General features: G+C 62.7%; 12 protein-coding genes and 1 pseudogene. 7 read left to right on the top strand and 6 right to left on the bottom strand.

Translation table 11 applies throughout. The annotated features are described in order from the left end of the window. Window positions 1-21: 21 nt before the first annotated feature. A pseudogene (locus tag RA302_RS00840) lies at window positions 22-1,432 on the top strand (amidase). Between the two features lie 12 nt (window positions 1,433-1,444). On the opposite strand, the gene RA302_RS00835 reads toward RA302_RS00840, so the two are convergent. Next, window positions 1,445-2,458, bottom strand: coding sequence for an ABC transporter substrate-binding protein (locus tag RA302_RS00835; RefSeq protein WP_166501614.1), 1,014 nt, complete (start codon window positions 2,456-2,458; stop codon window positions 1,445-1,447). A 152-nt stretch (window positions 2,459-2,610) separates the two neighbouring features. On the opposite strand from RA302_RS00835, the gene RA302_RS00830 reads away from it, so the two are divergent. From RA302_RS00830 to RA302_RS00805, 6 genes are all read left to right on the top strand, one after another. Beyond that, a complete protein-coding gene (locus RA302_RS00830) occupies window positions 2,611-3,501 on the top strand; it encodes an AraC family transcriptional regulator (protein WP_198538398.1) in 891 nt (296 codons plus the stop codon). Window positions 3,502-3,554: 53 nt separating this feature from the next. Next, window positions 3,555-4,526 carry an ABC transporter substrate-binding protein gene (locus RA302_RS00825; protein ID WP_166501613.1) on the top strand — a complete coding sequence of 324 codons (972 nt, stop codon included), beginning with the start codon at window positions 3,555-3,557 and terminating at the stop codon, window positions 4,524-4,526. 54 nt (window positions 4,527-4,580) lie between these two features. After that, window positions 4,581-5,303, top strand: a complete 723-nt coding sequence (locus tag RA302_RS00820) for a GntR family transcriptional regulator (protein ID WP_019746349.1) — start codon at window positions 4,581-4,583, stop codon at window positions 5,301-5,303. After that, a complete protein-coding gene (locus RA302_RS00815; protein WP_019746348.1) occupies window positions 5,300-5,950 on the top strand; it encodes a sterol desaturase family protein in 651 nt (216 codons plus the stop codon). Before RA302_RS00820 ends, RA302_RS00815 begins: the two co-directional genes overlap by 4 nt. 144 nt (window positions 5,951-6,094) lie before the next feature. Continuing rightward, complete coding sequence (locus RA302_RS00810; RefSeq protein WP_020905720.1) at window positions 6,095-6,253, top strand: hypothetical protein; 159 nt, start codon at window positions 6,095-6,097, stop codon at window positions 6,251-6,253. Between the two features lie 90 nt (window positions 6,254-6,343). Continuing rightward, window positions 6,344-7,756: an amidase gene (locus RA302_RS00805; protein WP_166501612.1), complete on the top strand. Its 1,413-nt coding sequence runs from the start codon at window positions 6,344-6,346 to the stop codon at window positions 7,754-7,756. 19 nt (window positions 7,757-7,775) lie between these two features. Here RA302_RS00805 and RA302_RS00800 read toward each other — a convergent pair whose 3' ends face one another. Genes RA302_RS00800 through RA302_RS00780 form a run of 5 tightly spaced genes read right to left on the bottom strand, consistent with a single transcriptional unit; the run spans window position 7,776 to window position 13,434 of the window. Beyond that, window positions 7,776-9,974 carry an acyl-CoA dehydrogenase gene (locus tag RA302_RS00800; protein WP_092765635.1) on the bottom strand — a complete coding sequence of 733 codons (2,199 nt, stop codon included), beginning with the start codon at window positions 9,972-9,974 and terminating at the stop codon, window positions 7,776-7,778. 4 nt (window positions 9,975-9,978) lie between these two features. Further along, window positions 9,979-10,845: an SDR family oxidoreductase gene (locus RA302_RS00795; protein WP_007735961.1), complete on the bottom strand. Its 867-nt coding sequence runs from the start codon at window positions 10,843-10,845 to the stop codon at window positions 9,979-9,981. 41 nt (window positions 10,846-10,886) lie between these two features. Beyond that, complete coding sequence (locus RA302_RS00790; RefSeq protein ID WP_166501611.1) at window positions 10,887-11,762, bottom strand: MaoC/PaaZ C-terminal domain-containing protein; 876 nt, start codon at window positions 11,760-11,762, stop codon at window positions 10,887-10,889. A 7-nt stretch (window positions 11,763-11,769) separates the two neighbouring features. Then, complete coding sequence (locus RA302_RS00785; protein WP_019746343.1) at window positions 11,770-12,201, bottom strand: SRPBCC family protein; 432 nt, start codon at window positions 12,199-12,201, stop codon at window positions 11,770-11,772. Between the two features lie 42 nt (window positions 12,202-12,243). Next, a complete protein-coding gene (locus RA302_RS00780) occupies window positions 12,244-13,434 on the bottom strand; it encodes a lipid-transfer protein (protein WP_007735955.1) in 1,191 nt (396 codons plus the stop codon). Window positions 13,435-13,516 lie beyond the last annotated feature (82 nt).

Genomic DNA, 13,516 nt, shown 5'->3' with positions numbered 1-13,516 from the left:
CTTCTCCAGGGAGATAACGCCATGTCAGACGACCTGCATTACCTCAGCGCCACCGAAGCTATTGCACACTTTCGCACGCGAGAATTGTCTCCGGTCGAGCTGCTACAAGCAGTCGTCGACCGAACCCAGAAGTTCGAACCTCGCATCAATGCCTTCACCGAAGAGATGTTCGAGGAGGCACTCATCGGCGCTCGGGAAGCTGAGAGCCGATATCTCGGCCACGGACCCGATCCGCGGCCGCTGGAGGGAATTCCGGTAGCTGCCAAGGAAAAACACGCTATTGCCGGAAAGTCTCTGACCGAAGGTTCGCTGGCGGCACGCGGAAACATCGCCCGCGAGAACGCACCGGTGATCGATCGAGTTCTGGCAGCAGGCGGCTTGATTCACGCACTCTCCACTGTGGGGCGTGACTCGCAATCCCTGGAACCTCGATTACAGTCCCGGCGGTTCATCCGGAGGCGCGGGCGCCGCCCTCGCTGCCGGAACTACCACTCTGGCAACAGCATCCGATATCGGCGGGTCGACGCGGGGCCCGGCAGGCTTCACCGGCACCGTCGGACTCAAAGCGTCGTACGGCCGCATTCCCGGAGTCGCCCCGCTGTCCATGGATTCCTACCGTGGCGACGGTCCGATGGCCCGAACTGTCGACGACGCAATTCTTTTGGCCAACGTTCTGATCGGGCCGGATCCGCGTGACCATTCTTCCCTGAGGCCGGCGATCACGCTGCCACACGAGTACCCGACGGTCGAGGGAATGCGCATTGCCCTGTGCCTGCGGCTCGGTGACTTCCCCATCGAGCCTGACATCGAGGCGAACACCCGGGCTCTCGCACAGTCGTTGGTCGATGCCGGCGCGATCGTCGAGGAGATCGAGTTGCCGTGGACTCGTGATTCGATGGCAGCAGCGGTGAAAGTCCATTTCGGAACGATCATGGGTGCATCCGTCGCGGAAGTTGCTCGCGTCCACGGTGATCTTCTTGCCGACTACACGCTCGACAACGTCGCGATCACGTCGAAGGGCGCTGCAGAAATGTCATTTCTGGACGGCCTTCGCAAAGAAACCCAGATGCAACGAGAGCTCGCCGAGGCGATGGCTCCATTCGATGCGCTGATCTGCCCGACTTCGGGCACCATCGCCTTCCCGGCAGGCGAGTCTTTGCTCGACGGCCTCACGGTTGCGGGCCAGCACGTGAACACCACCGCCGAAGCACTTCTCACGTTGCCGTTCAACGTCGCCAATCGGTGCCCCGTACTAGCGGTGCCCAGTGGACACGCACACAACGGCGTTCCCACGGGCGTCCAGATCGTCGGCCATACGTACGACGAACCGACCGTGTTCCGGATCGGCAAAGCACTGGAGAAGATCCGCCCGTGGGCATACACCGACCAGCATCAACCGAGGCTGGACGTGGTGGCACCGGCTTCCTCTTGATCGCTGAGGAGATCAGAGCTTGGCTCTGATCTCCTCAGCAATCGGCTGGAACTGCTCGAGGAACGTCAGGGCCCAACCGAAGGACGCGACGCCCTCGTAGTCGAACGAGTACACCTGATCGTTCTTGACGGCGCGCAGACGCTGGAAGATGGTGTCGTTCGCCAACTTCTCGTTGATGGGACCCTTGCCACTGTTGGTGATGATGACGTCGGCTTCGTCGAGTAGCTCCAACTGCTCCTTCGGGAACCACTCGTTGCTGCCGGCAGGAATTGCGAGTGAGCGGTCGTTGAACTGGAACCCGGCCTCGCTGAGGACCGTCGTCTGATACTTGGTCGGCGAGTACAGCGAGAAACCACTCTCCTCGAAGTACGTGGTGTAGACGACCTTCACCTTGCTCAACACGTCAGCATTGTCGCTGCGGAACTTCGCGATCCGCGCCTCGTACCGGTCTGCCAACTCTTGAACCTTCGCACTCTGGTTGAGTGCGTCCGCGACCCCGAGGGCGCGCTCCTTCCACGCGTACTGGCCGTCTTCGGCAAAAACTGCGGTCGGTGCAATCGACCGGATCTGCTCGTAAAGATCCGGGTTGTTCTCCGAAAGGAGGTTGGTCATCACGATCAAGTCGGGAGACAAAGCCGCTATCGCCTCGGCGTTGGGCTCGTACCAGCGTCCCACCTTCGGAAGAGACCGCAGGGCAGACGCATACGGTTCCGGGACACCGTCGGCGTTCTCGTAGTCCACCGGCAATCCGACGGGCGTGAATCCGGCGTCGAACATCGCGGGGCCCGTGTAGTAATCGGCGCTGACCACTCGCTGCGGGTTGGCGGGAACCTCCACCTGCCCCAGGGCCGTGTTGATGGTGCGCATCGAGCCCTCGGCCGATTCACTGGAGCTGGTTCCACAGGCCGTGAGCAATCCGATCCCCGCCAAGGCACCGGCCCCGAGGAAACCGCGTCGGGTAAGTGCTGCGGTGATGCGAGCGAACTCGGCATCGGTGTCAGCGGTAGGCAAGAGAAGTGATGTCATGGGTTTCCTGACGGTATCCGAATTAGGGCTACCTAAAATTACTCTCACCTGCACTGTTACGGTGAAGCGTCATGGCCAACCACTGTTTCGATCGAGCCATCGATACGCGCACCCCCTCGGTCGACGGCCGGAAGCCGGTACGTTCTTGGTTCGTGACGCCTTCGCGACAGGACTTCCCCGGCATCATGTTGTGGGGAGCGCCGACCCTGGAACCGTCGACGTGGAACGAGCCGGTGTCCACCCCGAACCGGATCGTCGCGGAGCCGTGGTCCGTCAGCACCATCCGGTTCAAGAGCACGGCAACTGGCGTCTGGGATTTCCATACCCACCGCGAACATGAACTGCTGTGGTCGGCAGGTGGGACCGTCACCCTCGAAGCGTCCGAACACCTCTGGATGGTTCCGCCGATGCTCGGCATCTGGATTCCTGCCGGCACTGCGCACCGCGTCCGCTCCGACGACGGCGCCGTCATCTTCGCGACGTACCTGACGCCGGATCGAATCGACACCGATTGGGACTCGATAGTCGGCATACCCATGACCGGTGCACTTCGGGAGGTGTTGTTACACAACGAGAACAACGCCATGCCCGACCTGAAGCGACTACGGCTACAGCAGGTGGCAATCGACCTCATCCATCCCGTTCAGGCCGCGAGTCTCGACATTCCGTTGCCGAGAACGCCTGACCTTCTTTCGATTGCCCAGCAGATCATCGCCGATCCGGCGGACGACCGCACCACTTCCGACTGGGCTCGCACCATCGGCGTGAGTGGCCGGACCTTGATGCGCCGCTTCCAGGCCGACACCGGCACGACGCTCACTCAATGGCGAATTCTGGTGCGCGTCCGCGTTGCATTGATCGAGATTGCCGCAGGCAAACCTGTCGTCGCCGTGGCCCGCGGCCTCGGGTATGCCAACCCTGGAACGTTCATCGACCTGTTCAGGCAGGTCATCGGCCACACCCCCGCCGCGTACTTCCGCTCGTTCTCACCTGTCATGAAACCGCATCAGAATGGCACCAAACCCGCACGGGTGACACGTTAGCGTTGTTAGGCAAGGCAAACCATGTTGCCCGAACACGTTGGAGAACACCACAGATGCACCACCGCCGCCGTTTTGCCAGGTCTATCGCGCTCGCGGTCGGCGCGATCCTGATCGGCACGCTCGCCTCGTGCAGCTCGTCCGACGACCAGCCCTCGCCTTCGGCCGAGACCATCGACTACAGCTTCGCGGGGTACTCCGCCCAGATACCTGCCGACCCGCAGCGAGTGGTTGTCATCGACTCCCGGACGTCCCTCGAGTTCGCACTTCTCGCCGATTACCCGATCGTCGCCCTCGATTACGACGAGTCGAGCCATCTCGCATCCAAGGTCCCTGCCGATGCGGGGCATCTGGGCGGCAATCTCAGCAAGGAGGACGTGCTGAGCTACAACCCGGACCTGATCCTCATCTCCGTCGGCTGGTACGAGAGCTACAAGTCACAGAACCTCACTTTCGAGGACATCGCACCGGTTCTGGTGATCCAGGACGGCAGCTCGCCCGACAAGGAGACCGAATCACTCGGCGGGCCTCTGGGATTCATGGGCGAGCAACTGGCACTACTGGGCAAGACCGCCGCCGCCTCGGCAGCACAGGCGCGGTACGAAGCCGCTCTCGCCACTGCCCGCAACGACGTCGGTTCCGTCGCGCAGACCAAGACGATCGCCTTCGTATCGCTGATCGAGGACAAGTTCTTCGTGTTCAACACCCCGAACAACCTGACCGTCGACGTAGCGTCGTCACTCGGTTACACGATCTTGTCCAACGACGCGATCACCGCCGCCCAGTCGGCCGCGATCGGCGGCTACAGCGCCGAATTCGGTTGGGAGAATGCGGATGTGCTCGCCGACGCCGATGTCGTCGTCGCCCAGAATCTCGACTCCTGGCCGGGCAACCCGGCGTGGGATCGTGTTCCAGCCGTGGCCGCCGGCAATGTTGCACCGCTCGACTACGACGACAAAGTCGGATTCGCACTCACCTACACGGACTTCCTGAACAAGTTGGCGGACACCACTCGCAACCTGCAGTGACGGTAACTGGTCATACCACTTGACCTCTCACCAGTTAGCGCTTACGGTCAGTACATGTTCCAACCCGTTGCACGTACCTCCGCTTCCGGCGCAGTGTTCGACCAGATTTCGGTGAAAGTGCTGGCCGGAGAGTTGGCCGCGGGTGAGGCGCTACCCAGCGAGCGCAAGCTCGCCGAGGCATTCGGTGTCTCGCGGCCCGCAGTCCGCGAGGCAATTCAGAAGCTCGCCCAGGCCGGGCTCGTCGAGGTCCGCCAGGGCGAGTCCACGTCCGTGCGAGATTTTCGACGCCAGGCCGGACCCGAACTTCTCCCCCAGTTGTTGGTTCGAGACGGCGTCCCCGACCTGACCGTGGTGCGCAGCGTCCTGGAAACTCGCGAGTTGATGGGACCGCAGATCGCGGTGCTGGCCGCCCGTCGCATCTCCGCGGAATCTGCCCGAGAACTCGACACGGCCGTGGATCAACTAGGCGCCACCGAAGATCCGGTAGAGCTGCAAGACCGCGCTCTGGCGTTCTGGGACGTCGTCGTCGACAGCGCGGATTCCATTGCCTTCCGTTTGATCTTCAACAGCCTGCGCGCTGCATACGAACCGGCCATGACTGCACTTGCCTCCGTCATGGTCGCCGAAGTCGGCCAGACCGACCTGTATCGAAAACTGGCCTCCGCCATCACTTCACACGACGAGTCAACTGCCGAGGCGTCAGCCGCACAGCTCCTTCACACCGGTACGACGGCAATCGGCGATGCTCTCACCTTCCTGGAAGGACTCAAACCATGAGCAAGCCTCTCACTCTGGCCGACGCAGCACGGACGTTCCGCAAGTCACCGACGCCGTGGATGATCGGCACCATGTTGGTGGTCGCTGCGGCAGCGCGCTTCACGCTGGGCAACTGGCAGATCACCGACGCCCTTGTTCCGCTCGTGATGCTTGCCGCATTCCCCTTCGTGGAGTGGATTATTCACGTCTTCGTTCTCCATTGGAAGCCGCGGACCATTGCCGGCGTCACCCTCGATTCACGCCTGGCGCGCAGCCATCGGGAGCACCATTTCGCCCCGCGAACCATCTCACTCATCTTCATTCCGTGGCAGACGCTCCTGATCGTGATTCCCGTCCTGACTGCCGTCGCACTCCTGGCGTTTCCCCGTGTCGAACTCGGTCTGACCTTCCTGACCTGTATTTCCGTACTCGGCCTCGGCTACGAGTGGACTCATTTCCTCATCCACAGTGACTACAAGCCGAAAACTGCTCTCTACCGGTCGGTTTGGCGCAACCATCGCAACCATCACTTCAAGAACGAGCACTACTGGTTCACCGTCACCACCGCGGGAACGGCCGATCGCGTACTGGGCACGTACCCCGATCCAAAATCCGTCGAGACGTCCCCGACAGCCAAGAATCTGCACGGCACCGCGTCGAAGCTGTGAAGAAACGCCGATTCCTGGCCCCTAGCTGGCAATGAACTTGAACTTGACTGTGTATCAGTGATTTTCGTTGAAACCCACCCGAACCGTGCTTAGTGTCGATGGAGTCAGAAGTTCGAAAAACGCTGTAACCGAAGGACGCAACACATGTTCAACGATGTATTCAACAACGTCATCCACCCGATGGTCACGAACTTCCAGCAGTTGGGTCCCCAGCAGTTCATTCCTCAGCAGTTCATCCCTCAGGGCCTGTTCCAGCAGGCACCGCAGGCAGCAGAGCAGGCTGTGACGATCTTCGGTAGCTGATACCGCAATCCACAGATAGCGCCACTCAGGGGTCGTCCGTCCAATATGCTGGACGGACGACCTGAGTGCCTCCGCCTGACAAGGATCCCCATGAGCCCCAACACCCCCGTCCACGCATTCACCGATGACGCCCTGGGCGATCTCGACGCCACCGGCGTCGCCGCCCGGATCGAATCAGGCGAGGTGACCGCACGGGAAGTCATGGAGGCGTCGATCGCGCGCGCCGAGGCAGTGCAGGGGCGATTGAACGGTCTGGCCTGCACAGATTTCGATCGCGCCCTTGCCAGGAGCAACCGGCCGGCCGCGGGCATCTTCGCCGGTGTGCCCACCGCGATCAAGGACAACACCGACAGCGCCGGCCTTCCCACCCAGCAGGGCAGCACCGCCTTCACAGCAGTCCCCGCCAAGGCTGACAGCGATTTCGCGAAGCAGTTCCTCTCCACCGGGGCCATTTCGATCGGCAAGACCCGACTGCCCGAGTTCGGATTCAGTGCGTCCACCGAGTACATGACGGAAGAACCCGTGCACAACCCGTGGAACCCGGCCTACTCGTCGGGCGCTTCCTCGGGTGGCGCTGCCGCACTGGTTGCTGCCGGAGTCCTCCCGATCGCGCACGCCAACGACGGTGGTGGATCGATTCGCATTCCCGCCGCTGCCTGCGGACTGGTCGGACTCAAACCCACTCGCGGCCGTACCATCGCCGATCCGGCCGACAAGTCGATGCCGATCCGGCTGATCTCTCAGGGCGCCGTCACCCGCACGGTGCGTGACACCGCACGATGGATGTCAGCGGCCGAAAGTTACTACCGCAATCCACGACTCGCACCGGTTCGCCTGATCGAAGGACCCAGCTCAACCCGCCTGCGCGTCGGCGTGATCACCGATTCCGTGACGGTCACCAAGACCGACGACGAGACACGCAAGTCCGTCGAAGCTACGGCTGAACTCCTTGCCGGCCTTGGCCATCACGTCGAGGACGCGGCATTGCCAGTCGGACCGGAATTCATCGACGACTTCAGCATCTACTGGGGCTTTTTGTCGTTTGCCATCTCCACCGGTGGCAAACAGATGCTCGGGCCCGACTTCGACAAGTCCGGCACCGACAATCTCACCAAGGGCCTGTACACGCTGTACCGGAAGAACCTGGTGAAGACGCCGCGCGTGCTCTACCGCCTGCGACGGCTCCAGCAGCAGTACAGCGCCATGTTCTTGAAGTACGACGTCGTGCTCTCGCCGGCTCTTGGGCACACCACCCCCGAGCTCGGACACCTCTCTCCCGCTCAGCCTTTCGAGGAGCTTTTCGACAAGTTGATCGCGTACACGTCGTTCACACCGCTCAACAACATCTCCGGTGGTCCCGCGATTTCGCTACCGATGCACCAGTCCAGCAACGGTTTGCCGTTGGCTTCGCATTTCTCCGCCGATCTCGGCGACGAGCGCACACTCCTCGAATTGGCCTTCGAACTGGAAGAGGCTCAGCCCTGGAGAAGAATCCAGGACTGAGCCTCACCGGTAAATACCCTCAGTCTCGCGGCAATCCGAGCATGCGCTCACCGATCACGTTGAGTTGCACCTCGGTTGTGCCGCCGTAGATGGTGGTGGCACGGCCCGAAATGAGCTGCTCCATCGCCTTGTCGCTTGGCTGACCTGGGATGCTGACTGCTCCGGCAGCACCCAGTTCGGCGACGACGAACTCGGCGATCGACTGGCTGATCTTCATCGCCAACAGCTTGCCGACGCTCGACGTCGTACTCACGTCGATTCCCGAAAGTTGCTTGAGCACAACGCGGGAGCCGATGAGGTCGATCGCCTGACTCTCGGCCACCAGCTCGCCGACGCGGTAGCGCCCGATCGGGCTCAGGTCTGCCGACTTCGCGAACTTCAGTAGATCGGAGTCCGAGGCGTACGCCTCCATCTTCTGGCTCAGGGCGACGCGCTCGCCGGCCAGCGTCGTACGTGCGACGTTCCAGCCGTCGTTGACCTCGCCGACCACGTTCTCGTCGGGGATGAACACGTCGTCGAGGAACACCTCGTTGAACAACGCCGAACCCGTCATCTCACGCAGCGGGCGGACGGTGATGCCCGGTGTCGACATATCGAGCACGAAGTAGGTGATGCCCTGATGCTTCGGCTTGGTGGCGTCCGTACGGGCGATCAGCATTGCCCAGTCGGAGAACTGCGCAACCGTGGTCCAGATCTTCTGACCGGTGATCTTCCAACCGCCGTCGACCTTTTCGGCCTTCGTGGACAATGACGCGAGGTCGGAACCAGCACCGGGCTCACTGAAGAGCTGGCACCACACCAGCTCACCCTGCAGGGTCGGTATTGCCAATTCCTGCTTCTGCTTGTCCGAACCATGCGCTACGACGGCCTGCACGGCCCAGGTGCCCATCAGGAGCTGCGGCATCGAGATACCCGCAGCCTTGATCTCCTGGGAGATGACGATCTGCTCGAGCGGAGCGGCGCTGCGCCCGTACGGCTTCGGCAGGTGCGGCTGAACCCAGCCGCCGTCGCCGAGCGCGATCAGCTGGTCGTCCTCGTCGAGCTCGACCAACTTGGCAAGCTCGGCCGCGATGCCGCCGCGGATCTCCTCTGCCTCGGGCGGCAGTTCGAGAACCGAAGCCCGGCTGACACCGTCAAGTGCCTGCTGCGCAACACGGTTGGCACGATCCTCGCGGGTACCGAGAATGCCGCGGATCGAGAGCGCGCGCCGGTAGTACAGGTGGGCGTCGTGCTCCCACGTGAATCCGATGCCGCCGTGGACCTGCACACAATCCTGCGCTACCTGCACTGCGGCGTCCGGCACGATGACTGCGGCGATATCGGCGGCAAAATCTGCCGTGTCGTCGCCCTTGTCCAATGCGCTTGCCGCATCCCACACAACGGCGCGTGCCTGCTCGAGTGCAATGCCCATCTGCGCACACTTGTGCTTGACGCCCTGGAACTGGCCGATGGGTCGCCCGAACTGCACGCGTGTCTTGGCGTACTCCGACGCAGTGGAAACACACCAGGACATGACGCCGACGTCTTCGGCACCGAGAACGACTGCGGCAATGGACCGTACCCGCGCCTCGGTGAGACCGTCGAGTATCCGTTCGGCGCTGATCTGAACATTGTCAGCTTCGATCCGCGCACTGCCGCGCAGCACGTCGATGCTGTCCTGCACGGTGATCGCGACTGCGCTGCTCTCGAGCACCGCGTAGCGGACACCCTCGGGCAACTGGATCGGGACCAGCAGCACGTCGGCGTGTTCACCGCCGAGCACACCGTCGAGTGCGCCCGTGATCTTGTATCCGCCGTCCGACGACTCGGCCGTCAACGGTGCACCCAAGGCGACTGCTGCCGTACGACTTCCGTCGATCAGACCCGGCAGGAACTCGGGTCCCGCCTTGGAATCGGCGGCACCGAGAACGGCGCTTGCCAATACTGTCGGAACAAACGGGCCGGGAGAGACAGTGCGACCCAATGCTTCCAGTGCCACCGCCAAGGTCAGCAGACCGGCGCCGTGACCACCCTGTTCTTCCGGAACCGCGAGCCCGAGAAGGTCTTGCCCGACCAGGGCCGTCCAGAACTCGGGGAACTTGTCCTCGGTCCTCGACTCCACCGCCGCGCGCACCTGCTCGGTAGTGATGGTGCGCTCGGCGAATGACCGCACCGAATCTGCGAGTGCGGTGTGCTCCTCACTCAGCCCGAGGCCGAGTTCGTATGCGTTGCGTGCCATGCGCTTACAGACGTTCTGCGAGGTCGGCGGTGGTCCAGGGACCCTCGCTCTCGATGGTGTTCACACCGTGCCAGCCGGCGAGTTCCGTGATGGCCCCACCCTGAACGGCATACACCTTGCCGGTCAGCTTGCAATCCGCTGCCGCTAGATAGGCCACCAGCGGGGAGATGTTGGACGGCGCAAACGCGTCGAACTCACCCTCGGGGACCTCGGCGGCGAACAACGCGCCCATACCGGGTGTCGCCAGCGTCAGCCGAGTACGCGCGATCGGCGCAATAGCGTTGACACGCACGCCGTATCGATCGAGCTCGTCAGCGGCCACCAGAGTCAGGGCTGCGATGCCCGCCTTGGCGGCGCCGTAGTTGCCCTGGCCCGCGTTGGGCATGAAGGTACCCGAAGCCGAAGCGGTGTTGATGACCGAAGCGTTGACGGTCTCGCCTGCCTTGCTCTGGTCCTTCCAGTACGCGGCAGCGTGGTGCAGCGTCGCCGCGTGACCCTTGAGGTGCACGGCAATGACTGCATCCCACTGGCTCTCGTCCATGCCGGCAATGAAGGCGTCACGGAGAATGCCCGCGTTGTTGACCAGTACGTCGAGTCGGCCGAACTCGCTGACGGCCTGCTTGACGAGGCCCTCGGCCCCGTCCCAGGTGGCGATGTTGTCGGTGTTGGCAACAGCCTTTCCGCCTGCGGCGACGATCTCGTCGACTACCTGCTGCGCCGGGCCGGCATCTGCGCCCGATCCGTCGTTTGCGCCGCCGAGATCGTTGACCACGACGCTCGCACCCTCACGAGCGAAGAGCAGCGCATGCTCACGGCCGATGCCGCGTCCTGCTCCGGTGATGATCGCTACGCGACCGTCGAGACTTCCCATCAGTTCAGATTCCCATCAGTTCAGTTGTCGGACATGAAGACTCATTTGTCGGCGATGACCGCGAGGCCGTCCTTGATGACGAGGTCGCCGACCGCGCTGGTTTCGTACGAGTACGACGTGGCTCCGTCTGCCGAACCCGACTTGTAGAACACCGTCTCGATGTCCTGGGTCGGGAGCACGGGCTTCGCGAATCGCACTGCGAGACGGCGCAACCGCTCGGTCTCTCCGCCCGCCAGTTCGGTCAAGGCTCCCCACGACGTGAACGCCATCGTGCACAGTCCGTGGTTGATGATTCCGGGGAGCCCGGACATCCGAGCGATCTCCTCGTCGAGGTGAATCGGCATCGGATCGCCGGAAGCCGGTGAGTACCGGAACGTCTGGTCCTCGTCGATGTGCTGGTTCACCACCGCTGCGGGACTACCCGCGCGAAGAGCGTCGTCGAATCGGTGTTCGGGAGCCTTCTCGCCAAGTCCGGGGCCTGCGTCGACCTTGCGGAAGAAGGCCGTCATCCACTGCTCGTTGACCAATTCACCCTTGTCGGTTTTGGTTTCGACATAGATGACGACGGTGGATCCGTTGTCCCGGCCCTCGAATCCGATGGGCTTGGCACGAGCGACAAGGTGGTCACCGGGGTAGATCCGACGGTGGAACAGGAAGTCCTGCTCACCGTGAACGAGCTTCATCAGCAGTTCGACCGGCGCCACCGACAGCGCAGCGGGTGCCATCGACATGAAGACGGGTACCACCGCGAAGACCGGTGGAGCGATCTCGCCCTTCAGGTGTCGCTCGATGGGATCGTTGGTGGCAGCGGCATATTCAGCGATGCGCTCGGCTGTCACCTCGAAGTGCTCCGGATCGGTCCATACGTCCAGCCCGGACGTATCGAATTCGACCGCGTTGGTCTTCGGTGTCGTCATCGAGCCGTTACCCGACCAGCTCGGCGAACTTGGCCAGCGAGGCCTCGAGGTCAGCCTTGGCGTTCTTGGCTACTGCCTTGCCGATCGGCCCGACGATCATGGTGCCCTTGAAGCTGGCGTCGACGGTTGCCTTCGAACCGGCACCGTCGGCCTCGACCGAGAGAACGAATTCGACGGTGACGCCGGCCATTCCGGTACCGGCAATCTTGACCATCTTCGGAACCTCGACCTCTTCGACGGTCCACTCGATCTTGTTTGCCATACCCATCACGGAGACGACCTCGGTGAACTTGGCGCCCAACGCAACCTGGGTGGGGAGTTCACTCTTCCAGCCCTGGTGAATGGTGAGCCACTCTTCCCAGCGAGACAGGTCGGAGAGCGCATCCCAGGTCTTCTCGGGGGATGCGGGCAGTACAGCGGAGACGGAAACGGAAGCCATGATGAAACTCCTGGTGGGTAGCTAGCGGGTTGTGGGTGTGATTCAGCGTGCGTAGGGCTTGTATGCGGTCACGACAACTGCGCCGCCGAGTCCGATGTTGTGCTGGAGAGCGACCTTCGCGCCGTCGACCTGACGCTTGTCGGCGGTTCCGCGGAGCTGCCAGGTGAGTTCGGCGCACTGGGCAAGACCGGTTGCGCCGAGGGGGTGCCCCTTGGAGATGAGGCCGCCGGACGGGTTGACCACCCAGCGTCCGCCGTAGGTGGTGTCGTCGGCGTCGACGAGCTTGCCGCCGTCACCTTCGGCGCACAGTCCGAGCGCCTCGTACGTCAGCAACTCGTTGGTGGAGAAGCAGTCGTGGAGTTCGATGACGTCGACGTCGTCGGCGGTGATCCCGGCCTGCGCGTACACCTTCTCAGCGGCCTTACGGGTCATGTCGGCGCCGACGAGACTGATCGCGCTCTTGTCCTCGAAGGTGCTGTTCATGTCGGTGACCATGGCCTGTCCGACGATCTCGATCGCCTGAGCAGCGAGGCCGTGCTTCTCGACGAATGCTTCGCTGGCGATGATCGCCGCGCCGGATCCGTCCGAGGTAGGCGAGCACTGGAGCTTGGTGAGCGGCCCGTGGATCTGGCGCGCTTCGAGGATCTGCTCGAGGGTGTACTCGTCCTGGAACTGGGCATACGGGTTGTTCAGTGAGTGCTTGTGGTTCTTGACGGCGATCTTCGCGAACTGCTCTGCAGTGGTTCCGAAGCGTTCCATGTGCTCGACGCCGGCCGCGCCGAACATGTACGGAGCGGGCGGCATCGCGAACTCCTGCAGCTCGGCGAGAGCGAGGAGGTGCCGCATGAGTGGCTGTTCACGGTCGTCGTAGGTGGATCCGAGGGACCCGGACTGCATCTTCTCGAAGCCCAGCGCCAGTGCGCAGTCGGCCTGACCACTCTTGACTGCCTGCGTGGCGAGGTAGAGCGCGGTCGATCCCGTCGAACAGTTGTTGTTGACGTTGACGATGGGGATGCCCGTCAGACCCAGCTCGTAGACAGCCCGCTGACCTGCGGTGGACTCGCCGTAGACGTAGCCGACGTATGCCTGCTCGACCTCGGTGTAGTCGATACCCGCGTCTTCGAGCGCCTTGGTACCCGACTCGCGTGCCATGTCGGGGTAGTCCCACTCGCGGGCTCCCGGCTTCTCGAACTTCGTCATGCCGACGCCGACGACAAAAACCCTGTTACTCATTGCCACTCCTGAAGAGAACGGTATCTGTGTGTGACACGCTGTCCCACCAAAGTATGTGAGACATCTTGTCCAGTCAATGGCG

The organism is Rhodococcus sp. DN22 (genome assembly GCF_036669995.1).
Taxonomy (GTDB): Bacteria; Actinomycetota; Actinomycetes; order Mycobacteriales; family Mycobacteriaceae; genus Rhodococcus_F; species Rhodococcus_F erythropolis.
This window is presented reverse-complemented; position numbering and strand designations above follow the sequence as displayed.

Bases quoted from the DNA above. Each gene is read 5' to 3' on its own strand.
- RA302_RS00800 (WP_092765635.1), bottom strand. From the start codon at position 9,974: ATGGCACGCAACGCATACGAACTCGGCCTCGGGCTGAGTGAGGAGCAC.
- RA302_RS00785 (WP_019746343.1), bottom strand. From the start codon at position 12,201: ATGGCTTCCGTTTCCGTCTCCGCTGTACTGCCCGCATCCCCCGAGAAG.
- RA302_RS00820 (WP_019746349.1), top strand. From the start codon at position 4,581: ATGTTCCAACCCGTTGCACGTACCTCCGCTTCCGGCGCAGTGTTCGAC.
- RA302_RS00790 (WP_166501611.1), bottom strand. From the start codon at position 11,762: ATGACGACACCGAAGACCAACGCGGTCGAATTCGATACGTCCGGGCTG.
- RA302_RS00810 (WP_020905720.1), top strand. From the start codon at position 6,095: ATGTTCAACGATGTATTCAACAACGTCATCCACCCGATGGTCACGAAC.
- RA302_RS00795 (WP_007735961.1), bottom strand. From the start codon at position 10,845: ATGGGAAGTCTCGACGGTCGCGTAGCGATCATCACCGGAGCAGGACGC.
- RA302_RS00815 (WP_019746348.1), top strand. From the start codon at position 5,300: ATGAGCAAGCCTCTCACTCTGGCCGACGCAGCACGGACGTTCCGCAAG.
- RA302_RS00805 (WP_166501612.1), top strand. From the start codon at position 6,344: ATGAGCCCCAACACCCCCGTCCACGCATTCACCGATGACGCCCTGGGC.
- RA302_RS00780 (WP_007735955.1), bottom strand. From the start codon at position 13,434: ATGAGTAACAGGGTTTTTGTCGTCGGCGTCGGCATGACGAAGTTCGAG.
- RA302_RS00825 (WP_166501613.1), top strand. From the start codon at position 3,555: ATGCACCACCGCCGCCGTTTTGCCAGGTCTATCGCGCTCGCGGTCGGC.
- RA302_RS00835 (WP_166501614.1), bottom strand. From the start codon at position 2,458: ATGACATCACTTCTCTTGCCTACCGCTGACACCGATGCCGAGTTCGCT.